This is a genomic window from Pseudarthrobacter sp. NPDC080039 (genome assembly GCF_040702335.1).
In the GTDB taxonomy this organism is placed as follows: domain Bacteria; phylum Actinomycetota; class Actinomycetes; order Actinomycetales; family Micrococcaceae; genus Arthrobacter; species Arthrobacter enclensis_A.
Genome location: NZ_JBFBKY010000008.1, coordinates 153,179 through 177,355 on the forward strand (window position 1 = coordinate 153,179; position 24,177 = coordinate 177,355).

The 24,177-nt window shown below is 67.6% G+C and carries 20 protein-coding genes; 14 read left to right on the plus strand and 6 right to left on the minus strand.

Features of this window, described 5'->3' with window-relative positions; all coding sequences use genetic code 11:
• Position 1 precedes the first annotated feature (1 nt).
• Positions 2-706: a 4'-phosphopantetheinyl transferase superfamily protein gene (locus tag AB0313_RS11805; RefSeq protein WP_174237485.1), complete on the plus strand. Its 705-nt coding sequence runs from the start codon at positions 2-4 to the stop codon at positions 704-706.
• On the opposite strand, the gene AB0313_RS11810 is transcribed toward AB0313_RS11805, so the two are convergent.
• The 3 genes from AB0313_RS11810 to AB0313_RS11820 form a co-directional block, all read right to left on the minus strand.
• Positions 670-2,031 (minus strand): M1 family metallopeptidase, encoded by a 1,362-nt coding sequence (locus AB0313_RS11810; RefSeq protein WP_366305665.1) that lies wholly within the window; start codon positions 2,029-2,031, stop codon positions 670-672. The two genes, AB0313_RS11805 and AB0313_RS11810, sit on opposite strands and share 37 nt — an antisense overlap.
• 11 nt (positions 2,032-2,042) lie before the next feature.
• Positions 2,043-5,954, minus strand: a complete 3,912-nt coding sequence (locus tag AB0313_RS11815) for a Pls/PosA family non-ribosomal peptide synthetase (RefSeq protein ID WP_366305697.1) — start codon at positions 5,952-5,954, stop codon at positions 2,043-2,045.
• A gap of 206 nt (positions 5,955-6,160) precedes the next feature.
• On the minus strand, positions 6,161-7,126 hold the full coding sequence (locus tag AB0313_RS11820) for a quinone oxidoreductase (protein WP_141940812.1): 966 nt from the start codon (positions 7,124-7,126) through the stop codon (positions 6,161-6,163).
• A 160-nt stretch (positions 7,127-7,286) separates the two neighbouring features.
• Here AB0313_RS11820 and argC point away from each other — a divergent pair, with 160 nt between their 5' ends.
• The 10 genes from argC (at position 7,287) to AB0313_RS11870 (ending at position 17,342) form a co-directional block, all read left to right on the plus strand.
• The gene (gene argC, locus AB0313_RS11825; protein ID WP_307303674.1) at positions 7,287-8,318 is read left to right on the plus strand and encodes an N-acetyl-gamma-glutamyl-phosphate reductase; all 1,032 of its coding nucleotides are present in this window, start codon (positions 7,287-7,289) and stop codon (positions 8,316-8,318) included.
• Entirely contained in the window at positions 8,315-9,481 is a 1,167-nt protein-coding gene (gene argJ, locus AB0313_RS11830; RefSeq protein WP_141940814.1) for a bifunctional glutamate N-acetyltransferase/amino-acid acetyltransferase ArgJ, read from the plus strand. Before argC ends, argJ begins: the two co-directional genes overlap by 4 nt.
• A gap of 43 nt (positions 9,482-9,524) precedes the next feature.
• The gene (gene argB / locus AB0313_RS11835) at positions 9,525-10,484 is read left to right on the plus strand and encodes an acetylglutamate kinase (protein ID WP_366305668.1); all 960 of its coding nucleotides are present in this window, start codon (positions 9,525-9,527) and stop codon (positions 10,482-10,484) included.
• Positions 10,481-11,752, plus strand: coding sequence for an acetylornithine transaminase (locus AB0313_RS11840; protein ID WP_366305670.1), 1,272 nt, complete (start codon positions 10,481-10,483; stop codon positions 11,750-11,752). Before argB ends, AB0313_RS11840 begins: the two co-directional genes overlap by 4 nt.
• The gene (gene argF, locus AB0313_RS11845) at positions 11,749-12,750 is read left to right on the plus strand and encodes an ornithine carbamoyltransferase (RefSeq protein ID WP_307303678.1); all 1,002 of its coding nucleotides are present in this window, start codon (positions 11,749-11,751) and stop codon (positions 12,748-12,750) included. Before AB0313_RS11840 ends, argF begins: the two co-directional genes overlap by 4 nt.
• Positions 12,750-13,280 (plus strand): arginine repressor, encoded by a 531-nt coding sequence (locus tag AB0313_RS11850; RefSeq protein WP_141940818.1) that lies wholly within the window; start codon positions 12,750-12,752, stop codon positions 13,278-13,280. Before argF ends, AB0313_RS11850 begins: the two co-directional genes overlap by 1 nt.
• 46 nt (positions 13,281-13,326) lie before the next feature.
• Positions 13,327-14,532: an argininosuccinate synthase gene (locus tag AB0313_RS11855; protein ID WP_018763590.1), complete on the plus strand. Its 1,206-nt coding sequence runs from the start codon at positions 13,327-13,329 to the stop codon at positions 14,530-14,532.
• Between the two features lie 5 nt (positions 14,533-14,537).
• Positions 14,538-15,965 (plus strand): argininosuccinate lyase, encoded by a 1,428-nt coding sequence (argH, locus tag AB0313_RS11860; RefSeq protein ID WP_366305673.1) that lies wholly within the window; start codon positions 14,538-14,540, stop codon positions 15,963-15,965.
• A 69-nt stretch (positions 15,966-16,034) separates the two neighbouring features.
• A complete protein-coding gene (locus AB0313_RS11865) occupies positions 16,035-16,583 on the plus strand; it encodes a pyridoxamine 5'-phosphate oxidase family protein (protein WP_307303681.1) in 549 nt (182 codons plus the stop codon).
• Positions 16,584-16,604: 21 nt separating this feature from the next.
• Entirely contained in the window at positions 16,605-17,342 is a 738-nt protein-coding gene (locus AB0313_RS11870; protein ID WP_141940821.1) for a maleylpyruvate isomerase family mycothiol-dependent enzyme, read from the plus strand.
• 26 nt (positions 17,343-17,368) lie between these two features.
• On the opposite strand, the gene AB0313_RS11875 is transcribed toward AB0313_RS11870, so the two are convergent.
• Positions 17,369-17,863 (minus strand): methylated-DNA--[protein]-cysteine S-methyltransferase, encoded by a 495-nt coding sequence (locus AB0313_RS11875; RefSeq protein WP_307303683.1) that lies wholly within the window; start codon positions 17,861-17,863, stop codon positions 17,369-17,371.
• Positions 17,860-19,335: an AlkA N-terminal domain-containing protein gene (locus tag AB0313_RS11880; RefSeq protein ID WP_366305675.1), complete on the minus strand. Its 1,476-nt coding sequence runs from the start codon at positions 19,333-19,335 to the stop codon at positions 17,860-17,862. The genes AB0313_RS11875 and AB0313_RS11880 overlap by 4 nt, the downstream gene beginning before the upstream one ends.
• Before the next feature lie 129 nt (positions 19,336-19,464).
• On the opposite strand from AB0313_RS11880, the gene AB0313_RS11885 reads away from it, so the two are divergent.
• From AB0313_RS11885 to tyrS, 3 genes are read left to right on the plus strand one after another with little or no spacing between them, the layout of a single operon-like run.
• Entirely contained in the window at positions 19,465-20,145 is a 681-nt protein-coding gene (locus tag AB0313_RS11885) for a DNA-3-methyladenine glycosylase (protein ID WP_366305677.1), read from the plus strand.
• Positions 20,146-20,196: 51 nt separating this feature from the next.
• Positions 20,197-22,425, plus strand: coding sequence for an AAA family ATPase (locus AB0313_RS11890; protein ID WP_141940825.1), 2,229 nt, complete (start codon positions 20,197-20,199; stop codon positions 22,423-22,425).
• Positions 22,426-22,459: 34 nt separating this feature from the next.
• Positions 22,460-23,773 carry a tyrosine--tRNA ligase gene (tyrS, locus tag AB0313_RS11895; protein WP_366305679.1) on the plus strand — a complete coding sequence of 438 codons (1,314 nt, stop codon included), beginning with the start codon at positions 22,460-22,462 and terminating at the stop codon, positions 23,771-23,773.
• Between the two features lie 177 nt (positions 23,774-23,950).
• On the opposite strand, the gene AB0313_RS11900 is transcribed toward tyrS, so the two are convergent.
• Positions 23,951-24,177 (minus strand): hypothetical protein (locus AB0313_RS11900; protein WP_366305681.1); only part of this gene is annotated, 227 nt, incomplete at its 5' end.

Here is a 24,177-nt window from a genome sequence, read left to right on the forward strand (position 1 = left end):
CATGGCGCAATGCGAGGTGCGCGCCATCCCGCCCTTCCTGCTGTCCGGGAAAGACGGTGGGGTGTGGCGGGATGCCGAACGCCTGCTGGACGGCGTCGAACTGGCACGGGGCAAGGCCATGTCTCCGGCTTCCGGCCGTATGTTCCTTGCCGGCCGCGTTGCCCAGAGGGTCTTTGCAGGCGAATTGCTGTCACTTCCCGCCGCGGACCTCACCGTAGCTTACAGTTGCCTGCAGTGCGGAACCGGGCCGGGGACCGGCCACGGCCGGCCGGGATACAGCTATCGGGGTGCCCCCGTGCCGCTGGCGCTTAGCTTGTCCCGGGCCGGTGGCTGGACGTTGTTGGCGGCGGTGGTGGGTGCCTCCCCGGGAACGCGGCTGGGCGCCGACATCGAGGATCCGTCCCGTACCGGCTTTGACGGGTTTGACGGGCTTGCCCTGACGCCTGCGGAGCGCCGGAACCTCCGGAACGTCACGGTGGAGCTGCTCCCGGCGGCGAGGGCCAGGCTCTGGGCACGCAAGGAAGCCTGGCTGAAAATGACCGGTGACGGGCTCCGGATTGCGCCGTCCACCGTGGACGTCAGCGCGCGTCCGGGCCTGCGGGACCTGGGCCCTGCTGAAACCGGGCTGCCCGCACACTTGGCCGCCGCCGTCGCGCTCTCCGGACCCGTTCATGCCAGCGGAAGCGGCGGCAGCGGCTCCTCGTAAAGCCAGGGGTGCAGCAGCGGCTCCGCATCGACAGCTGTGGCGCTGCTGACCGCCACGATGAAGTCCTGCGTAGTGACGGAGCCGTGCCTATGGCCGGCCGTCCAGTCCTGGAGGACGGCGAAAAAGGCGAGGTCGCCCAGGGCCATCCGGACGGCGTGCAGGGCCAGAGCGCCCCGCTTGTACACGCGGTCGTCGAACATCCGACCGGGACCGGGATCGCCCACCAGGATGTCCTGGTCTTCCTCCGCCAACCGGTGCCAGGCCGCCGCGGCCCGCTCCGCCACACTCATGACGCCGGCTTCCTCGGACCAGATCCACTCGGCATAGCAGGCGAAGCCCTCGTGCAGCCAGATGTCCTGCCAACCGCTGGCCGTCAGGGAATTGCCAAACCACTGATGCGACAGCTCATGGGCGATCAGGCGCTGGGACTCCCAGTCCAGGCCCAGGTGGTTGGGACCCAGGATTGCCATCGACTGCGCCTCGAGTGGGATTTCCAGTTCGTCTTCGGTCACCACCACTGTGTACGCGGGGAACGGATAAGGGCCAAAGCAGTTGTTGAACGTTCGCATCATTGCCGGTTGCTGGGCGAGTCCCGTCCTGGCACGGTCCGCCAAGACAGGGGAGACTGCCACGGACTGAGGAACGGGCGTCCCCTCCCGTCCGGCGTCCAGCTCCAACGGCGTGTACCTGCCAATCTGTACGGTGGCCAGGTAGGCGGCCATCGGCTCCGTTTGCTCGTAGACCCAGGTTTCCCGGCTGGCACGGGCGGCATGCGACTGCAAAACGCCGTTGCAGACCACCCGGTAGTTCGCCTCGGTGGTGACTGTGAAACAGTAGCTGGCCTTGTCGCGGGGGTGGTCGTTGCATGGGAACCAGGAGGGTGCCCCGTTGGGTTGCCCTGCCACAAGGACACCGTCCGTCAGTTCCTCCCAACCCACGTCTCCCCAGGCGCCGCGCCGCGGCCGCGGGTTGCCCTCATAACGCACTTCCAGGATGAAGGATTGCTCCGGGCGGAAGGGCCCGTGGGAGGTGACGACCAGCTGCCCGGCGCGCTGGCTGAACCGGAGCGGCTTGCGGCCGTCCAGCAGGACCTTCGTGGCGCGCAGCCCAACAAGGTCCAGGACAATGGCCGACGTCGGAGCGCGGGTCACGCCGTGCAGCACCGCTTTGCCGCTGAGCCGGTTGCTGGCCACCCGGTAGTCCAGGTCCAGTTCGTACCGCTCGACCCGGAAGGCGTTTGTTCCGGCACCGGGCAGGTACGGGTCCGGGGAGGTTCCGGTGGCGGCGGAGATGCTGCCCGGGGCGGCAGATGCTGAAGAACTCATGGGACCTTCGGTTAGGTGGCAGACGGCGATCCGGGCCCGGTCCATGGGCTGACCGGGTTGCCCATCCAGTACGTTGCGGCGGGCACTGCTTCGCCGCGCATCACCAATGATGCCGGCCCCACCGTTCCGCCGGCGCCGATGCTGGCCTGGGGAAGGATGACCCCGTGCGGGCCCATGGTGGCCCCGTCCTCGAGCGTAACAGCGTCAATGCTCATCACCCGGTCGTGGAACAGGTGCGTTTGCACCACGCAGCCCCGGTTAACCGTGGAATTCCGGCCCAGCGTCACCAGATCTGCCTCCGGAAGCCAATAGCTCTCGCACCAGGTGCCGGACCCGATCTTGGCTCCGAGCGCCCGCAGCCACCAGACCAGCGCCGGGGTGCCCGATGCTGCGCGGGCGAACCACGGCGCGCTGACCATTTCGATAAAGGCATCCACCACCTCGTTGCGCCAGATGAAGGAACTCCACAGGGGGTGTTCACCGGCCTTGATCCGCCCCACGAGTGCCCACTTGGCGAGCACCGCAGCCGCGGCCGCTGTTGCCCCGGCCGCAAGGACAACGATGCCGCTCATCACGGCTGCCATGCCGTAATTGAAAGTGGCTGCGAGCCAGTCGAAAGTGAGCAGGACTGCGGCCGCGATGGAGACGGTCAACATGACGGGAACGAATCTGCAAAGTTCCCACAGGGACCGTGCCACCTTTAGTTTGAGCGGTGGCCGGAAGGTGCGTGAATCGTCCGAAGCGATGGCTGTCCGCCGCAGCCGGACGGGGGGACTGCCCAGCCATGAAGTGCCGGATTTGGCCTTTGCCGGTGTTGCCGACAGCACGGCCACGAGTGAATTCTTGGGGACGCTGCGTCCGGCGGCAGTCATTCCGGAGTTGCCCAGAAACGACCGCTTTCCGATCTTGGCGGGTGCTATGCGCAACCATCCGGCGTCCAGTTCGTATGATGCCACCATGGTGTCGTCCGCCAGGAATGCGCCTTCGCCCACAGTGGTCATGCTGGGGATAAGCAAGACGGTGGACGCTTCGACGTTCCGGCCGACCTTGGCGCCCAGCAGGCGCAGCCACACAGGGGTGAAAAGGCTGGCGTAGATGGGGAAGAGCAGGTCGCGCGCCAGGTCGAGGACGCGTTCTGTGGCCCACACCTGCCACCCCACCCTGCTCCGGACACGATGGTAGCCCTCGGTGAGGCCGATGCTCAGCAGCCTGGTGGTGACCAGGACCAGCAGGGCGTTGGAGAGGAACCAGGCCAAGGCCGCCAGCGGCAGGGCCGGGACGAGCCTGGGGGCTGCAGCGGACAGGGAAGCGCTCCCTTGAATGAAAGCGAAGACCACGGCTCCGGCGGCAACAGCGGACAGGTAGGGGAAAATGGCCAGGACTGCCGAGGCTGCGGAAAATCCGAGGAACCAAAACCTGGCCTGGAGGGTGGTGTGCGCGGCAGCCTCCGGCACGCTGTGCTTTGCCCTGCCCCGCCGCTGCGCCGGAGATCCTGCCACCCAATGTCCTGCTTTTACCTTGCCTGACACTGCGGAGCCGGCTTCTACATGGGCGTCCGCCCCGATAACAGCGCCGGGCATCAGGGTGCTCCGGGCCCCGATTGTGGCCCCGGACCCGATCCGGACTGCGCCTATATGGACGTGGTCGCCATCAATCCACCAGCCGGAGAGGTCCACTTCCGGCTCGACATTGGCCCCGGACCCCAGGGACAGCAGGCCCGTGACCGGCGGCAGGGAGTGGAGCTGGACGTCCCTGCCGATCTTGGCGCCCAGAGCACGGGCGTAGTAGGGGACCCATGGTGCGCTGGCGAGGCTGATGGCGCCGGACAGATCCTGGATCTGTTCGGCAAGCCAGAGCCGGAGGTGTACCCGTCCGGACCGGGGATAGGTCCCGGGCGTGACCTTGCGGAGAAGCATCCTGGCCGCTGCGACTGAGATCAGCATGCGTCCGGCGGGGCTGACGAAGACGAGCCACGATGCTGCCACCCACCACCACGGAACGGTGGGCGCGGCAGTGAAGCCCGCAAGCCCGGACAGGAGATTGTTTCCCACCATGAGGTAGGTCAGCCAGCGCATTCCCACCAGGACGTGCAGTGGGACGCCCATCAAGGTTTGGAAGATCTGCGACTTGGGGGCGGTGGGCCGCACCGTGCGTTGGGGCGCAGGACCGCCTGTCCCGTGGGGACTGGACTGTCGTGCCACTTCCACGAGGGCGCCCACCCGTGGTGTCGCATAAATGTCTGCCACGGTGATGGTGGGATAGTGCACCCGCAGGGCCGACACGAGCTGGGCTGCCGTGAGGGAACCGCCGCCGTAGGCAAAGAAGTCCGCGTCCAGCGAGGTAACGGGGCTGCCCAGGACGGCGCTCCACTGTTCGACGATCCACGCGGCGTCAGCGGGCAGACTAAGCGGTGCAGCGTCGGCCTCGGCGGCAGCCGCCCCGGCCAGGGGCCAGGGGAGCGCATGGCGGTTGACCTTGCCGCTGGTCTTGGTGGGCAACGAGTCCACCACGGTGAGCATGGGAACAAGGGCGGCAGGCAGGCTTTCAGCCAGTTTCCCGCGGACGACGGAGAGATCCAGTTCCGTCCCCGCAGCCGGTGCCAGGTACCCCACCAGGATCTGGTTGCCGGCGGCCGTTGTCTGGACGGCGGCCGCCGCTCCGCCGACGCCGGGAAGGGACTGGAGGGCGGCATCGATCTCGCCAAGTTCGATCCTGCGGCCACCCAGCTTCACCTGCTCGTCCGCGCGGCCCTGGAAGATCAGTCCCGTGGCCTCAAACCTGACCAGATCCCCGGACCGGTAGGCCCGCTCCCAGCCAAGGCTTGGCATTGCGGCGTACTTCTCAGCGTCCTTCGCCTGGTCAAGGTATCGTGCCAGGCCCACGCCGCCAATGATCAGTTCGCCCACTTCGCCTTCGGCTACGGGCACTGAGTTGGGGTCAACGACAGCGAGGTCCCACCCGTCGAGCGGCAGTCCGATCCGGACGGGGCCCGGTCCGCCAAGTGGCGCGGCGCAGGCCACGACGGTTGCCTCGGTGGGGCCGTAAGTGTTCCAGACCTCGCGGCCATCCACGGCCAGGCGTTCCGCGAGCTCCGGCGGACAGGTCTCGCCACCGAAGATAAGCAGCCGGACATTTTCAAGCGATTCCGCAGGCCACAGGGCAGCGAGTGTGGGGACGGTAGAGACCGCACTGATCCCGTGGTTGATAAGCCAGGGACCCAGGTCCATCCCTGTGCGGACCAAGGCCCGCGGTGCAGGCACCAGGCAGGCCCCATGCCGCCAGGCAAGCCACATCTCCTCACAGGAGGCGTCGAAGGAAACGGACAGCCCGGCCAGGACCCGGTCCTGGGGCCCGAGGGGTTCGTCCTTGAGGAAGATCCGGGATTCGGCGTCGACGAAGGCCGCCGCTGACCGGTGGCTGACGGCGACGCCTTTGGGAGTGCCAGTTGACCCCGAGGTAAAAATGATCCAGGCATCGTCCGCCGGGCCCGGCGGACGTGCACCGTGGAAAGGGGCAGGCCGCGGCGGAGCGCCGCTGGGCCCGGCCGCCCGTGAGGGGAAAGACAGGGTGCCCCCCGCCCCCAGCACACCTGCCACCTTCGCTTCCCTGAAGACCAGTTGTGCCCGCTCGTCCGGATCATCAGCATCCACCGGTACGTAGGCCGCCCCCACCAGAAGGACGGCAAGGATCGAAACATACAGCTCATTGGTGCCGGACGGGATCCGGACGCCAATCCTGTCGCCGGCGCCCAGCCCTGCCTTGTGCAGCCGGCGGCCAGCCGCCCGGACTTCCTCCATCAGTTGCGCATAACTGAGGGACCGCAGCCCGTCATCCAGCGCCGAGGCGTCGGGGTACCTGGCGGCCGTCTCCTGGATGATGTCGACCAGTGTCCGGGCCGGCGGAGCCGCGACCGCGCCGGCCATCTGCGGCGCGAAGATCCCCGCCTCCACCCGAGGGCCAGTGGGGTGGCCGGCGGGAGGGGCTTCGGGGGACGATGAGTCCCTGCGGGGGACCTGCTGCTGAGTCACCGGCCCATTTTGCCTGCCGCAGGTGAACGGGAGGTGTCATGGGCCCGCTTATGACTCCTGTCCGTACGCTTCATGTTCCTCCATCGTTAAGACGCCGACCGTCAGGGCACCAGGAGGACCTTGCCGGTGGTCTTGCGGCCCTCCAGGTCGCGGTGCGCCTGACCGGCCCGGCTTAGCGGGTAGCGCGCTCCGATCCGGACCTTCAGGCTGCCGTCGGCAGCGGCGGCAAACACTTCGTCCGAGCGCCAGCGCCGCTCGGCGGCATCCCGCAAATAATGGCCCATGGTGGGACGTGTCAGGAACAGGGAGCCCCCGGAGTTGAGCCGCTGGGGATCGAAGGGCGGCACAGGGCCGGACGCGGCGCCGAACAGCACCAGCATGCCGCGGACCCGCAGTGCGGAAAGCGAACCGTCGAAGGTGTCCTTGCCCACGCCGTCGTACACCACGTCCACCCCGGTTCCGCTGGTGATATCCCTGACCCGCTCCGCAAAGCCGTCATAGCGCAGCACGTGGTCCGCGCCGGCGCCGCGCGCCAGCTGCTCCTTTTCGTCCGTCGAAACCGTGGTGAGGACTTCAGCGCCGCGTGCCTTGAGCAGCTGGATCAGCAGCAGCCCCACACCGCCGGCCCCGGCATGCAGCAGGACCTTGTGGCCTGGCTCCACCTTGAACGTGGAATTCATCAGGTAGTGTGCCGTAACCCCCTGCAGCGGAAGGGCTGCCGCGGTGAAGACGTCCAGGCCCTTCGGGACCGGCAGTGCGGCGTCCTCATCCACCAGCGCGTAATCCGCGTAGCAGGCGATGCCTTCGGCGGTGGCAACCCGGTCACCCACGGCGAAGCCCGTCACGCCGTCGCCCACCGCCTCCACCGTGCCTGCAGCTTCCGATCCGGGAGTAAAGGGGTAGGAAACTTTGTAGGTGCCGCTGCGCTTGTAGGTGTCGATGAAGTTGACGCCGGCCGCCCCGACTTTGATCAGCAATTGTCCGCGGCCCGGCGCGGGGGGTTCAACCTCCACATAGTCAAGGACTTCCGGTCCGCCTGCCTGCCGTGCGACGATTGCGTGCGTCATGGCTCTCCTTTCGCGGGTCCCGGCGTTTCCGGCCCCGGCTGCCGAGACCATCCTAGGGACACCCGCGGGCAGCGCGACAAGAGGGAGCGTTCCGAAGCCAGGACGTTCATGATGCATAAATATCGGTAGTAATGCATAACTATTGCTGTATAGTCGGAGCATGACTATTTCTGTTGCGGTTTCGGGAGCCAGCGGCTACGCCGGGGGAGAGGTCCTGCGCCTCCTTGCCGGGCACCCTGGCGTGACCATCGGCGCCATCACGGCTCACAGCAATGCAGGGTCCCGGCTTGGCGAACTGCAGCCGCACCTGCACGGGCTGGCCGATCGGATCCTCGAAGACACCACGGTGGCCAACCTCGCCGGCCATGACGTGGTCTTCCTCGCGCTGCCGCATGGTGCCTCCGCTGAAATCGCCGCCCAGCTGCCCGAAGGGACAGTGGTGATCGACGCCGGCGCAGACCACCGCCTCGAAGACCCCGCCGCCTGGGAAAAGTTCTACGGTTCCCCGCACGCCGGCACCTGGCCCTATGGTCTGCCGGAACTGCCCGGCCAGCGCGAAGCCTTGAAGGGTGCCAAGCGCATTGCCGTTCCCGGCTGCTACCCGACGTCGGCCCTCCTGGCGCTGACTCCCGGGTTCGCTGACCACCTTCTGGAACCCGACGACGTCGTGATCGTTTCCGCCTCCGGCACATCGGGCGCGGGCAAAGCCGCCAAGGTCAACCTGATTGGCTCCGAAGTGATGGGCTCCATGAGCCCCTACGGCGTGGGTGGCGGGCACCGGCACACACCGGAAATCGAGCAGGGCCTGTCGAAGGCGGCGGGGGAGAAAGTCACTGTTTCCTTCACGCCCACGCTGGCCCCGATGAGCCGGGGCATCCTGAGCACCGCCACCGCGAAGGTCAAGCCCGGCACCACCGCCGCGCAGCTGCGCCTGGCGTGGATCGAAGCGTACGAGGACGAGCCGTTCGTGCACGTGCTGCCGGAAGGCCAGTGGCCGACGACCAAGTCTGTCCTGGGTTCCAACCATGCGGCCATGCAGGTGGCATTCGATCCCCACGCGGGTCGGGTCGTCGTCACGTGCGTGATCGACAACCTGACCAAGGGCACTGCCGGCGGCGCCGTGCAGTCCATGAACATCGCACTCGGCCTGCCGGAAACCGCTGGCCTCAACCTGCAGGGAGTAGCCCCGTGACCATCACCGCACCGCAGGGATTCCGGGCCGCCGGCGTCACCGCCGGACTCAAGGCCTCCGGCAACCCGGACCTCGCCCTGGTCGTCAATGACGGCCCGTCCAAGGCCGCCGCCGCCGTCTTCACGAGCAACCGGGTGGCAGCAGCCCCCGTACACTGGTCGCGCCAGGTAGTCTCCGACGGCCGTGTGGACGCCGTCATCCTCAACTCGGGCGGCGCCAACGCCTGCACGGGGCCCACCGGCTTCCAGAATACCCACAGCACGGCGGAAAAAGTTGCCGAGGTCCTGGGCATCTCTGCGACCGACGTGTTCGTCTGCTCCACCGGCCTGATCGGCGAGCAGCTGCCCATGGACAAGATCCTTCCGGGCGTAGAAGCCGCCGCCGCCGCGCTCAGCACTGATGGGGGAGCCGCTGCGGGCACCGCCATCATGACCACCGACAGCGTGCCCAAGTCAGCGCTCTTCATCGGCACCGACGCCGACGGCCAGGAATTCAGCATCGGCGGCATCGCCAAGGGCGCCGGCATGCTGGCTCCCGGGCTGGCCACCATGCTGGTGGTGCTGACCACCGATGCCGACGTCCAGCCGGAAATGCTCGACGTCGTCCTCCGCGATGCCACCCGCGTCACCTTTGACCGCGCCGACTCTGACGGCTGCATGTCCACCAACGACACCGTGGTTTTGATGGCATCCGGTGCCTCGGGAGCCGTGCCGTCAGCAGAGGCCTTCGGCGCCGCACTCACGCAGGTCTGCGCCGAACTGGCCCGGAAGCTGATCGCCGACGCCGAGGGAGCCAGCCACGACATCGCAATCCGCACGTTCAACGCGGCCAGCGAAGCTGACGCCGAAACCGTCAGCCGGTCAGTGGCCCGCTCCAACCTGTTCAAGGCCGCCATCTTCGGCAAGGACCCCAACTGGGGCCGCGTGCTCTCAGCGGTGGGCACCACCGACGCCGCCTTTGAACCCGACAAGCTCAACGTCGCCATGAACGGCGTCCAGATCTGCCGCGACGGCAGCATTGGCGATGACCGCAGCCTGGTGGACCTGGAACCGCGCGAGGTCCTGGTGGAGATCGACCTGCAGGCAGGCGATGCCGAGGCCACCATCTGGACGAACGACCTCACCCACGACTACGTCCACGAAAACAGCGCCTACTCCAGCTAAGGGCGCTGCCCTCCAGGTCCAGACCGCTGTGGAAAGTGACACCATGAACACCCAGACGCGTGAAACCACCAGCATGTCCGCTGCCCAGGACAAGGCAGCAACCCTGATCGAGGCGCTGCCCTGGATCCAGCGGTTCGCCGGCACCACCATGGTGATCAAGTACGGCGGCAACGCCATGGTCAACGACGAACTCCGGCGTGCCTTCGCCGAGGACATCGTCTTCCTCCACCACGTGGGCATCCACCCCGTGGTGGTGCACGGCGGCGGCCCCCAGATCAACTCCATGCTGGGCCGGCTGGGCATCGAATCCGAGTTCAAGGGCGGCCTGCGCGTCACCACCCCCGAAGCCATGGACGTGGTCCGCATGGTTCTCACCGGCCAGGTGGGCCGCGAACTGGTGGGCCTGATCAACTCCCACGGACCCTACGCCGTCGGCATGTCCGGCGAAGACGGCGGCCTCCTCCGCGCGGTCCGCACCGGGACCGTGGTGGACGGCGAAGACGTGGACCTGGGACTCGTGGGCGAGGTAGTCGGCGTCGACCCCGCAGGCATTGTGGACATCCTGGCTGCCGGGCGCATCCCCGTGATTTCCACGGTGGCGCCGGAGATCGTCGACGGCGGTGACGGCGTGGCCGGCGCCGCGCGGTTCCAGCCCACAGGCCAGGTCCTGAACGTCAACGCCGACACCGCAGCGGCCGCCGTCGCCTCGGCGCTGGGCGCTTCCAAGCTGGTCATCCTGACCGACGTCGAAGGCCTGTACGCCAACTGGCCGGACAAGTCGTCGCTGATCTCCTCGCTCACGGCCTCAGAGCTGCGGGAGATGCTGCCCCGGCTGGAGTCGGGCATGATCCCCAAGATGGCCGCCTGCCTGAAGGCCATCGACGAAGGCGTGGAACGCGCACACATCGTGGACGGGCGCCTGCCCCACTCCATGCTTCTTGAAACATTTACGACGGCGGGCATCGGCACCCAGGTAGTCCCGGACGAGGAGATCAACGCATGAACAAGCACACCGAAGTGGTCGAGAATGTGGAAACCCCGGTCACGGAGCTCGTCGAAACCACGGGCCACGCCGGCTCCGAGTGGCTCTCCCGGTACTCCAGCTCGCTCATGAACGTGTTCGGCACGCCGCAGCGCGTCCTGGTCCGCGGCGCCGGCTGCCTGGTGTGGGACGCCGACGGCAAGGAATACCTGGACCTGCTGGGTGGCATCGCCGTCAACGCCCTGGGCCACGCCCATCCGTTCGTGACGTCGGTCATCGCCAGCCAGTTGGCCACCCTGGGCCATGTCTCCAACTTCTTCACCAGCCCCACACAGGTGGCTCTGGCTGAAAAGCTCCTGGAACTGGCCCACGCGCCTGCCGGGTCCAAGGTGTTCTTCAGCAACTCCGGCACGGAAGCGAACGAGGCAGCGTTCAAGCTGGCGCGCCGCAATACCGGCACCGGCGATACCAAACGGACCAGGATCATTGCCCTTGAAGGCGCCTTCCACGGCCGGACCATGGGAGCACTGGCGCTCACGGCCAAGGAAGCCTACCGGGCTCCCTTCGAGCCGCTGCCAGGCGGTGTGGTGCACATCCCGTTCGGCGACATCGCCGCCCTGGAGGCCGCGGTGGACGAAACCGTCGCTGCCGTCTTCCTGGAGCCCATCCAGGGTGAAGCAGGCGTCCGCCCGCTGCCGCCGGGCTACCTTAAAGCTGCCCGCGAAGCCACCAGCAAAGTTGGCGCCCTGCTGATCCTTGATGAAGTCCAGACCGGCATCGGCCGCACCGGCAAATGGCTGGCCAGCGAGGACGCCGGGATCGTCCCCGACGCCGTCACCCTGGCCAAGGGCCTGGGGGGCGGATTCCCCATCGGTGCCCTCATCACCTTCGGTGAGCAGGCGTCGTCGTTGCTGTCCGCCGGCCAGCACGGCACCACGTTCGGCGGCAACCCGGTGGCGACCGCGGCCGCCCTCGCCACCCTCCACGCACTGGAAAGCCAGAACGTCCTGGCGAACGCCACCGCGGTGGGGGAGCACCTGCGCTCCGGGCTGGCTGCCATCCCGGGGGTGACCGAGGTCCGCGGCGAAGGCCTCTTGATCGGCTTCGACCTCGACGCCGACGTTGCCCCCGCCGCTGTGCAGGCAGCCCTCGACGCGGGCTTCATCATCAACAGCCCCGGCCCCCACACGATCCGCCTGGCCCCGCCGCTGATCCTCACCGCGGGCCAGGCCGACACCTTCCTCGCCGCCTTCCCGGCAATCCTCCAAGCAGCTAAGGACGCCCAGTGACCACCGCAACCCGGCACTTCCTCAAGGACACCGACCTCAGCCCCGCCGAGCAGGCAGAGGTGCTGGAGCTCGCCGCCCGCATGAAGGCGGCCCCCTACAGCGTGCAGCCCTACGCCGCGGAAGGCAGCGGCCGCAAGACCGTGGCCGTGATCTTCGACAAGACCTCCACCCGGACCCGGGTCTCCTTCGCCACCGGTGTCGCGGACATGGGCGGAAACGCGCTGGTCATCAATCCGGGCGAGGCGCAGATCGGGCACAAGGAATCCGTGGAGGACACCGCCAAGGTCCTGGAGCGCATGGTCTCCACCATCGTGTGGCGCACCGGAGCGCATGCCGGCCTGGTGGCCATGGCGGAGAACTCCAAGGTGCCGGTCATCAACGCGCTGTGCGACGACTACCACCCCTGCCAGCTCCTCGCGGACCTGCTCACCGTCAAAGAACACAAGGGCCAGCTCAAGGGCCTCACCATGAGCTACCTGGGCGATGCCGCCAACAACATGGCCAACTCCTACCTCCTGGCCGGGGTCACCGCCGGCATGCACGTCCGCATCGCCGGCCCGGAGGGCTACCTGCCCGCCGCTGAAATTGTGGCTGCTGCCGAGGAACGCGCGGCTGAAACCGGCGGCTCGGTGCTGATCACCAGTGACGCCAATGCGGCCCTCCAGGGGGCGGACGTCGTGGCCACCGACACCTGGGTGTCCATGGGCCAGGAGGCCGAAAAGGAAGCCCGGATGCAGCTGTTCCGGGACTACTCCGTGGACTCCGGCGCCATGGCACTGGCTGCGGATGACGCCGTCGTGCTTCACTGCCTGCCTGCCTACCGCGGCTACGAAATCTCCGCCGACGTTATCGACGGCCCGCAGTCCATCGTCTGGGACGAAGCCGAAAACCGGCTTCACGCCCAGAAGGCGCTGATGGCCTGGCTGATGCACCGGTCCGGCCTGGCCTTCGTTGACGGCCTTTCCCCCGTCGAGGGCACTGGGGAGAGCACGTTCTAGTGTCCGCCCAGCCGTCCTCCCCGGGCAGCAGCCCGGCCACCAAGACCGCCCGGCAGGCGCGCATCACCGCCATCCTCACCGGGCAGTCCGTGCGTTCCCAGGCGGAGCTTGCGGCGTTGCTGGCGGACGACGGCGTGCAGGTCACCCAGGCCACGCTGTCCCGGGACCTCGTCGAGCTGGGTGCCGTCCGCGTCCGCGGGAAGGAGGGCGTCCTGGTGTACGCCGTCCCCGGCGAGGGCGGCGAAAGGGCCGCCAAGAGCGGCGTCACGCAGGAGATCCTGGATGCCCGGCTCGCCCGGCTGTGCAGCGAACTGCTGGTCACTGCCGAAGCCTCCGCCAACATCGCTGTTCTCCGGACGCCGCCCGGGGCCGCGAACTTCCTGGCCCTGGCCATCGACCACTCGGTGATGCCGTCCATCCTGGGCACCATCGCCGGTGACGACACCGTCCTGCTGGTCTCCCGCGACCCCCTGGGTGGCCCGGACCTCGCCGCCCGCTTCCTGCAACTGGCTGAGGAAGCCGGGCAATAAGCTTGAAGACAAAGAATCAACCAACCCCCAACAAGGAGCATTTAAAGTGACTGAACGCATTGTGCTGGCCTACTCCGGCGGCCTGGACACGTCCGTCGCCATCGGCTGGATCGGTGAAGCCACCGGCGCCGAGGTCATCGCCGTGGCGGTCGACGTCGGACAGGGCGGCGAATCGCTGGAAACCATCCGCCAGCGCGCCCTGGGCTGCGGCGCCGTCGAAGCCTACGTCGCCGACGCATCGGATGAGTTCGCCAACGAATACTGCGTGCCCACGCTGAAGGCCAACGCCCTCTACCAGGGCCACTACCCGCTGGTGTCCGCCATCTCCCGCCCGGTCATCGTCAAGCACCTGGTGAAGGCAGCCCGCGAATTCGGCGCCACCACCGTGGCCCACGGCTGCACCGGCAAGGGCAACGACCAGGTACGCTTCGAAGTCGGCATCCAGACCCTCGGCCCGGACCTGAAGTGCATCGCACCGGTCCGCGACCTCGCCCTCACCCGCGACAAGGCCATCGCCTTCGCCGAGGAAAAGGGACTGCCCATCGAGACCACCAAGAAGAACCCGTACTCCATCGACCAGAACGTCTGGGGCCGCGCGGTGGAAACCGGCTACCTCGAGGACATCTGGAACGCTCCCACCAAGGACATCTACGACTACACCGCCACCCCGGAGTTCCCGCCGGCACCGGATGAGGTCACCATCTCCTTCGAAGCCGGCGTGCCCGTCGCGATTGACGGCGTCAAGGTCACCCCGCTGCAGGCCATCAAGGAACTGAACCGCCGCGCCGGCGCCCAGGGCGTAGGCCGCATCGACGTCGTCGAGGACCGCCTGGTGGGCATCAAGTCCCGCGAAATCTACGAGGCCCCCGGCGCCATGGCGCTGATCACCGCGCACAAGCACCTTGAGGACATCACCATCGAGCGCGAGCAGGCCCGCTTCAAGGCCACCGTGGGCCAGCGCTGGGCCGAGCTGGTGTATGACGGCCAGTGGTTCTCCCCGCTTAAGCGCTCCCTGGACGCCTTCATCGAGGACACCCAGAAGTACGTCTCCGGCGACATCCGCATGACCCTGCACGGTGGCCAGGCCATCGTCAACGGCCGCCGCTCGGACACCTCGTTGTACGACTTCTCGCTGGCCACCTACGACACCGGCGACACCTTCGACCAGTCCCAGGCCAAGGGCTTCATCGAGCTGTGGGGCATGTCCGCCAAGGTTGCCTCCGGCCGCGACATCCGCGTCGCAGGGAAGTAGCCCCTGTGGCTGAGCAAAAAACGGAGGCTACTAATACAGGCGCGCTGTGGGGCGGCCGGTTCGCCGGCGGTCCCGCGGATGCCCTCGCGGCGCTGAGCAAGTCCACGCACTTCGACTGGCGGCTGGCGCGTTACGACATTGCCGGTTCCAAGGCGCACGCACGCGTGCTGCACAAGGCCGGGCTGCTGGACGATGCCGAGCTGCAGGGGATGCTTGAAGCCCTCACCAAGCTGGACGAGGACGTGGCCTCCGGTGCCTATCTGCCGGCGGAGTCCGATGAGGACGTGCACGGTTCGCTGGAACGCGGCCTGATCGAGCGCGCCGGTGCCCAGCTGGGCGGCAAGCTGCGTGCGGGGCGGTCCCGCAACGACCAGGTGGCCACCCTGGGCCGGATGTTCCTGCGCGACCACGCCCGGATCATCGCCCGAGGTGTCCTGGCTACCGTGGACGCCCTGGTGCAGCAGGCCAAGGCGCACCACGGTGTCGCCATGCCCGGCCGCACCCACCTGCAGCACGCGCAGCCGGTCCTGCTCAGCCACCACCTCCTGGCCCACGCCTGGGCCCTGCTGCGCGACGTGCAGCGGCTCCAGGACTGGGATAAGCGGGCCGGGGTTTCACCGTACGGCTCGGGCGCGCTGGCCGGGTCCTCGCTGGGCCTGGACCCGGAGGCCGTGGCCGCGGACCTCGGGTTCTTTTCCGCCGTGCACAACTCGATCGACGGCACCGCCGCCCGCGACGTCTTCGCCGAGTTCGCCTGGGTCTGCTCGATGATCGGCGTGGACCTGTCCCGGATCTCCGAGGAAGTCATCTTCTGGGCCACCAAGGAGTTCTCCTTCGTCACGCTGGATGATTCGTACTCCACTGGGTCCTCGATCATGCCGCAGAAGAAGAACCCGGACGTTGCCGAGCTGGCCCGCGGCAAGGCAGGGCGCCTGATCGGCAACCTCACCGGGCTGCTGGCCACGCTCAAGGGCCTGCCTCTGGCCTACAACCGCGACCTGCAGGAGGACAAGGAACCGGTGTTCGACGCCGCCGACACCCTGGAGCTGCTGCTCCCGGCCGTGTCCGGCATGATCGCCACCCTGACCTTCAACACTGAGCGGATGGAGTCGCTGGCCCCGCAGGGCTTCGCGCTGGCCACGGACATTGCCGAGTGGCTGGTCCGCCAGGGCGTTCCGTTCCGCGAGGCACATGAGCTCTCCGGTGCCGCCGTGAAGCAGGCAGAGTCCCGCGGCGTTGAGCTGTGGGACCTGACCGACGAAGAGTACGCGGCGATCTCGGAGCACCTCACGCCCGAGGTCCGCACTGTCCTCTCCACCGAGGGTTCGCTCAACAGCCGGAACTCCCAGGGCGGAACGGCGCCGGCCGCCGTCGAACGCCAGCTGGCCGCGCTGGAAGGCGAGCTGGCCGGCGTGCGGGAGTACGCCGGGTAGGACGCATTGCTGCCGAGGGTCCCGGGGCATTGGCCCGGGTCCCTCGGCGTCTGTGGCTAGGCTGGGGCCATGAGCGAAACCTTCCGCAAGTTCCTTCGCACCCTGCCCGACTTTCCGTCCGACCTGCCCGGCTTCGACCCGGACAGTGCGCCGCAGGACCCGGCATTGCTCTTCAAGCAGTGGCTGGACGAGGCGATGGATGCCGGTGAGCAGCAGCCGCATGCCTTCAGCCTGGCCACGGTCGGCGGAGACGCCAACGGCAAGCCGCAGCCATCCTCGCGCATGCTTATCCTGAAGAACATCGACGACGACGGCTGGCACTTCGCCACGTCCCGCACTTCCCGCAAGGGCCGGGAACTGGCGGAGTCACCCCGGGCGGCGATGAACTTCTACTGGCCCGGGCTGGGCCGCCAGGTCCGCGTAGTTGGCGCCGTGACCGAACTGTCCGCGGAGGCGTCCGCCGTTGACTGGCATGAGCGCCCCAGGGCTGACGGCACCGACAACCCGCACTGGCAGCTCTACGCCCTGCAGCCTGTTGAGATCGAGTTCTGGCAGGCCAGCAACGACGGGCATCACGTGCGCCACCGTGTCGGGCCGGACGGACGGCCGCTCTCCTGACGGCTCCGCTAGGCTGGCCGCATGACCTCTCCTTCTCCTGCCGGCCTGCTGGCTGGGCTGCACAAGGCCGCCACGGCGCTGACCGCCGCCATGGACCGCATCCCCGACGGTGGCGAACGCGCTCCGTCCGCCCTTCCCGGCTGGAGCCGCGGACACCTTCTGGCCCACATCACCGGTATTTGTAATGCGTTGGCCCGCCAGGTGGAATACGGCCGGCGCGGCGAGACCGTGGAGCTATACGACGGCGGCGTGGACGGCCGTAACCGGGCCATCGATCTTGCCGCCGGGCACAGCCTTCAGCAGCACCGGGACGACGTCGACGAGGCCATGCAGCGGGCGCTCACAGCCTTCGATGCCTTGGACGGCGAGGAGTGGCAGACACACATAGCGTTCCGCGACGGCGTGATTTTCGACGCCGGGCTGGCGCTTTGGCGGGAACTGGTCATCCACACCTCGGACCTGGACACCGGAGCAGGCCCCGAAACCTGGAGCAGGGAATTCTGCTCCCACCTCTTCGACTTCCTCGCCGCACGGATACCGGCCGACAAGCGGCTGGTGCTGCAGCCAATGGCACTGCCGCCCCTGGCCCTCGGAGCCGGCGGCAGCACCGTCGTCGTCAGCGGGATGGTCACCGACATCGCCGCGTGGCTGGCCGGCCGGACGCCGTCCCTGGACAGCCTGCGGGCCACCGCCGCCGGGGACGGCACGGACCTTCCCGGCCTCCTGCCCTGGCCTTCGGCAATCCCGGACCCCAAGTAGCACCGGGTTCGGGGAGTTGCCCGGCGTCAGGCGGCTTCGCGGGCCAGCAGGCTCTCCTTGATGCGCAGGCCCCAGCGGAAACCGCCCAACGAGCCATCCGTACGGATGACGCGGTGGCACGGAACGAACAAGGCTGCCGCGTTGAAGGCGCAGGCACTGGCCGCGGCCCGCACGGCGCGCGGATTGCCTGCCAGTGCCGCGTACTCGCTGTACGTGACGGGTGAACCGGGCTTGACCTGGCGCAGGACGTCCCAGGCATGGGCGCGGAACGGGCCCGACTGCTGGAGGACGGGGACGGCCATGGCCGGTGCGGGGTCGCCGCTGTAGAAAGCCTCGACGGCGGAGGAGATGCCGCCAAGGGTTGCCACCTCGTCCACGGCGTCCGGGCGCAGCGCCGGATGGACCTGCCCCACCAGCTCCGGAAGGCCCGCGGTCCAGCCCGACGCGAGGACCATGCCGTCACGGGCAAGGATGGTGAAGGGACCGTCCGGGGTGGACAGCTGCAGCATTTGGGCTTTCATGGCTTCCCTTTCACAGGAGCGGTGGTTGTGGCGGCAGGCCGGGCAGCGGCACGCCAAAGGTGCATGGTGGCGTAGGAGCGCCACGGGCTGGTCTCCCGGAAGTCCTGGCTCAAAGCACTCCCTCCATTATCGAGGGCGCGTATTCCGTTCCGGACCGCGGCATCGTTGGCGAGGAAGATGTCCGGGGCGCCGAGGACCCGCATGGCGACGTACCCCACTGTCCAAGGCCCGACGCCGGGAAGCGGCAAAAGTGCCGCGGTGAGGCCGGGGAGGTCGTCGCCGTACCCAAACTCCAGGCGCCCGCCGGCCATCGCGTTCGCGGCATGAAGCAGTGATTCCGTTCGGCGCCTCGGACCACGGAGCAGATCTCCTGCCGCCGCGATTTCCAGGGGAGTTGGAAACAACCGGTCCAGGCCGTCTCCGGGTGAACCCGTGGGACTGCCCGCAGCCGACAGGTGGGTCAATGCGGTCCGGGCCGCGGCCACGGTGATTTGCTGGCCCACCATGGCGCGGACCAGCAGTTCCTGTGGATCCAGGGCGCCCGGCAGCCGCACTCCCGGAGCTTCGCGGACGGAGGCGGCCAGGCGGGGGTCGGTGCCCAGGGCTTCATCGATCGCCTCCGGGTCCGCGTCGAGGTCGAAGAGCCTTCGAACGCGGCTGAGCAGCACTGGCAGGTCGCGCAGGTCAACCGCGCCGACGGTGAGGGTCAGCGGCCGCCCCCGGGCCCCGTCGTCGTACTCCACCCGGAAACGGGCATCGCCGTGGGGGAGCCTCAGCGTGCGCGCATAGGAGGTGGAAGTGCCCTCCTCGATCCCCGGGATGGCACGGACGGCCAGGAAGGAAAAGATGCCCGGATCAAAGGGTGGGCGGTACGGCAGGCCCAACACCAGTGCGGTGGTGCCGCCGGACCCCGGGTGGCGGACGGTTTTGCGCAAGGCTGTGGGCGTCATGTCGAACACTTCGGCGATGGTCTCGTTGAACTGCCGCACGCTGCTGAAGCCGGCCGCGAACGCGACGTCAGCGAGCTTCATCGTGGTGGACACCAGCAGCGTGCGGGCGGTCTGGGCCCGCGCTGCACGGGCCAGGGACAGCGGTCCGGCGCCGAGCTCCTGGCCCAGAATGCGGTTCAGCTGCCTCGGCGAATAGCCGAGGCGTGCAGCGAGGCCGCCCACCCCGTCGCGGTTGATCACGCCGTCATTGATGAGGCGCATGGCCCTGCCCGCAATATCCTGCCGGACGTTCCAGGCCGGAGTGCCCGGGACCGCCTCCGGCAGGCACCGCTTGCAGGCGCGGTAGCCGGCCTCGTGCGCGGCGGCCGAGGTCTCGTAAAATGTCACATTCGATGCCTTAGGGGTGCGGGCGGGGCACGAGGGGCGGCAGTAGATCCCGGTGCTGCGGACGGCGGTGAAAAACTGGCCGTCGAACCGGGGATCGCGGGCATCGATTGCCCGGTAGCGCTGCCAGAAGTCCATTCCTCTATCCTGCCAGTGGAGGCGTACCGGTACTAGCGGAAATCGGACATGGCCGTCGGTGCGGAAAAGTCGCGTGCCGGGGCCTTGGCCACGCCGATGAAACCGGCAGCATCCGGGTAAGGTCAAGCAATGAACCAAAGCACTGGGGCAATGGAAGCACTGCGGGAATTCCTGTCCGCAGACGCCCGCGAGCTGGCCCCGCAGCTGCTCGGCGCCTTGCTGACCCACGAATCCCGGGATGGTGCCGTGTCCGTCCGGCTCACCGAGGTGGAGGCCTACATGGGGCCTGAGGACTCGCTGCATCCGGACCCCGGTTCGCACACTTACCGCGGGCCCACGCCACGCAACGCCCCCATGTTCGGCCCCGCCGGGCACCTCTATGTGTATTTCACCTACGGCATGCACCACTGCACCAATATTGTCTGCGGTCCGGCTGGCGTCGCGTCCGCGCTGCTGCTGCGGGCAGGTGAGGTCGTGGAAGGCATCGAGCTGGCACAGCGCCGCCGCCCGACGTCGAAAAGCCCGGCCGACCTGGCCAGCGGTCCGGCCCGCCTTGCCAAAGCACTGGGGCTGACGACGGCGGACAGCGGCCGGGATGCGCTGGCGCCGCCGTTCGCCCTGGAGCTTCCGGCCGGACCCGGAGGGCCCGTCAGTTCCGGCCCGCGCGTGGGCGTGGCGGGCGCCGGGGGTTCCGCGGACTACGCCTGGCGGTTCTGGCTTGCCGGGGACCCCACGGTTTCCAAGTACAAGGCGGCGAGGCAACGAATCCGCAAACCGGCTGCCGAGCCACCGGGGTTTCACCAGCGTTAACGGAAATGGTTGTAGAATGGACGGTCTGTCTTTCGCGATAGGGGAACGTTAATGCACGACGCCGAATTGGCCCACGAACGGGAGTATGTAGCCGGCCTGTATGCCCGGCTGGAGGAACTCCGGGAGGAGAAGCGCGGCCAGCTGGCGCAGGTCCGCCGTGCGGGAGCCGTGGGCACCATGCAGAACGTTTCGGAACGTGACGCGTTCGCCGCACTGTATGAGGACCGCCTGGCGCAGCTGGATGCGGTGGATGACCGGCTTGTCTTCGGCCGCCTGGACCTGGACTCCGGGGAAGCGCAGTACATTGGCCGAATCGGCCTCACCACCGAGGACCTGCAGCGGCTGATGGTTGACTGGCGTGCGCCGGAAGCCGGGCACTTCTACCAGGCCACGGCCTTCGACCGCCAGGGCGTGCGCCGCCGCCGTCACCTGATCCTGCAGGGACGCGAAGTGAAGGCCATCGAGGACGATGTGCTGGACGCCGCCATGCTCACCGATGATGAATCGCTCCAGGGCGAAGGTGCCCTGTTGGCTGCCCTGAACTCCAAGCGCACCGGCCGCATGTCGGACATCGTCAGCACTATCCAGTCCGAGCAGGACCGCATCATCCGGTCCTCCATCTCCGGTGCGGTCGTGGTCCAAGGCGGCCCGGGCACGGGCAAGACTGCCGTTGCCCTGCACCGTGCCGCCTACCTGCTCTACACCCACCGTGACCGGCTCAAGAGTGCGGGCGTGCTGCTGGTGGGCCCGTCGTCGTCGTTCATGAAGTACATCGAACGCGTGCTGCCCTCGCTTGGTGAGACCGGCGTGGTCATGGCCAGCCTGGGCCGCCTGATGCCCGGGATCAACGCCGTGCCCGAAACGGACGCGGATGTGGCCGCCATCAAGGGCCGCCTGGACATGGCGGCCATCGTGGCCAACGCCGTGTCCAACCGCATGCGTGTCCCCGCCCAGAACCGGATCCTCGAGGTGGACGGGCGCAAGCTCACCCTGACGCCGCGGCAGGTCCGCCGTGCCCGGGAACGTGCCCGCGCCACCGGGAAGCCGTACAACGAGGCCCGTGTGACATTCGTGAAGATCCTGCTGCGCGAGCTGACGGAGCAAATGACCGAACTGGTCGAAGCCGGGAACATCGGCAACAACGCCGACCGCTCCTACCTTGCCGAGGACGTCCGGACTGCCAGGGACGTGCGGATCGCCCTGAACCTGTGCTGGATGCCCATGACGCCGGAGAAGCTGATCTCCGACCTCTTCAGCAAGCCGGAAATCCTGGAGTTCTGCACCCCCAACCTGAGCCCGGCCGAGCGGGCGCTGCTGCAGCGCCCGGCCGACGCCCCGTGGACCGAATCCGACGTGCCGCTGCTGGACGAAGCCGCCGAATTGCTGGGCGAGCTGGACCCGGCTGCGGGCCGCGGGCTGGCCCAACAGGAGCACGACCGTGCCAGGGACCTCGCCAACGCGAAGCAGACCTTGGTCAACATGCAGGCCGCCGGGGTGGACCCCCTGATGTCCGCGGAGGAGCTTGCCGAGCAGAACCGGGAACAGGAATCCCGGCAGACCGCCGCCGAGCGCGCCACCAGCGACCGCACGTGGGCGTTCGGACACATCGTGGTGGATGAGGCCCAGGAACTGTCGCCCATGCAGTGGCGGCTGCTGGTGCGGCGGTGCCCCCTGAAGTCGTTCACCATCGTGGGTGACATCGCGCAGACGAGTTCCGTGGCTGGGGCCAACTCCTGGCAGGGGGCCCTGGCCCCCATGTTCGGTGACCGCTGGCAGCTGGAGGAGCTGACTGTCAACTACCGCACTCCGTCCCAGATCGCGGAGGCCGCCGTCAGGATGGCCAACGCAGCCGGCCTGGTGGTTTCCGCGCCCAAGGCTGTGCGGGAAGGGCGCTGGGCGCCCATCATCGATGAAGTTTCCGCCGGCGCGGTGGTGGACCGGCTCGTCGAGGTCCTTCCGGAGGAACTTGGGGCGCTCGACGGCGGCCTGCTCGCCGTGATCGCCGACGGTGACCTCCTGCCCCAGGCCACGGCAGCCTTGCGCGCCGTGTACGGGCGACGGATCGGGAGCGGGGCCGGGAGCTACGAACAGGACATCGTGGTGATCAGCCCGCGCGAGGCCAAGGGCCTGGAGTTCGACGGCGTCGTGGTCCTGGAACCATCCACCATGCTCAACCACGAGCACGGCAAGGTAGGGGACCTCTACGTGGCCATGACCCGCGCCACCCAGCGCCTGCGCCTGATCGCGGCCCAACCCGTACCCGCCGGGATTGCCGGCTGACAGGGCCTCCGGCGTTACTGCTAACTTAGGAAGCGTGCCAGAACTGAACAACCTCGAACCGCAGCGCAACGACCCCACTTTCGCCAACATTTGGCAGGAACTGAAGTGGCGTGGGCTGGTCCATGTCTCCACCGACGAAGCAGAGCTGGAAAAGCTCCTCGCCAACGGGCCGGTTACGTACTATTGCGGCTTCGATCCCACCGCGCCGAGCCTGCACCTGGGCAACTTGGTCCAGCTGCTGGTCATGCGCCGCCTCCAGCTGGCCGGCCACAAGCCGCTGGGACTGGTGGGCGGCTCCACCGGCATGATCGGCGATCCGCGTCCGACGGCGGAACGCACCTTGAACACCAAGGACACGGTGGCGGAGTGGGTTGGTTACCTCCAGGCCCAGGTGGAGCGCTTCCTCAGCTTTGACGGGGACAACGCTGCCCGGATGGTGAACAACCTGGACTGGACGGCGCCCTTGAGCGCCATCGACTTCCTGCGGGAAGTGGGCAAGCACTTCCGGGTGGGAACCATGCTGCGCAAGGACGCCGTGGCGTCCCGACTGAACTCGGACGAGGGCATCAGCTACACGGAGTTCAGCTACCAGATCCTGCAGGGCATGGACTACCTGCAGCTGTACCGCGACTACGGCTGTGTGCTGCAGACCGGTGGCTCGGACCAGTGGGGCAACCTCACCAGCGGCACCGAACTGATCCGCAAGGTGGAGGGCAAGAGCGTGCACGCCCTGGGTACGCCGCTCATCACCAACTCCGATGGAACCAAGTTCGGCAAGAGCGAAGGCAATGCCATCTGGCTCGACGCCGGCATGTGCAGCCCGTACGCCTTCTACCAGTTCTGGCTCAACACAGCGGATGCCGATGTGGTGGACCGGCTCAAGGTGTTCACGTTCCTGACGCGTGCGCAGATCGAAGAGATCGCCGTGTCGGTGGCCGAGCGACCGTTCGCCAGGGAAGGCCAGCGGAAGCTTGCTTTCGAAGTGACCTCACTGGTGCACGGCGTGGAAGCCACCGAGAAGGTCATTGCGGCCTCCGCCGCGCTGTTCGGCAACGGGGACCTGGCCGCGCTGGACAAGGCAACCCTCCAGGCGGCCACTTCCGAGCTTCCCACTGCCACCGTGCAGGTGGATGAAATGGGGATCGTGGACCTGCTGGTGGCGTCCGGACTTTCCGAAAGCAAGTCTGCTGCCCGCCGGACTGTAGGGGAGGGCGGCGCCTACGTGAACAACGAGAAGGTGTCCGATCCTGAAGCCGTGATTTCCGAAGACGAACTTTTGCACGGCCAGTACCTGTTGCTGCGCCGGGGCAAGAAGAACCTGGCCACCGTTGAAGTGCTGGTCCCCTAGCACCTTCCGGCCCTGCATGCACGCCCTTCGGCAGCCGATTTGCACGGCTGCCGGGGGGCGTGTAATGTTTTCTGAGTCGCCGCCGCTGAGTGGCGACAAACCCCAACTAATGAGAAGCAATTCTTGCCGCGGATCACGCGGACTTGGAGAAATTGCTTCTTATTCTGCTGGGCGGATTCATTCCACAGAGTGAATTCCGGGAAAATCACCGGATTTGCAAAAGTGAATATGAATGAAATAAGATAAAAACATCGCAGCGAAGAAATGCGGAATAGAAATTCTCTGAATTGTTTCCGCGAGTATTCGAAATGTGTCTGTTGTTTGAGAACTCAATAGTGTGCCAAGTTTGTTGATACCGATTATGTATGTAATTGGTTGAATTTGCCGAATCGTGCCGCCCCTGT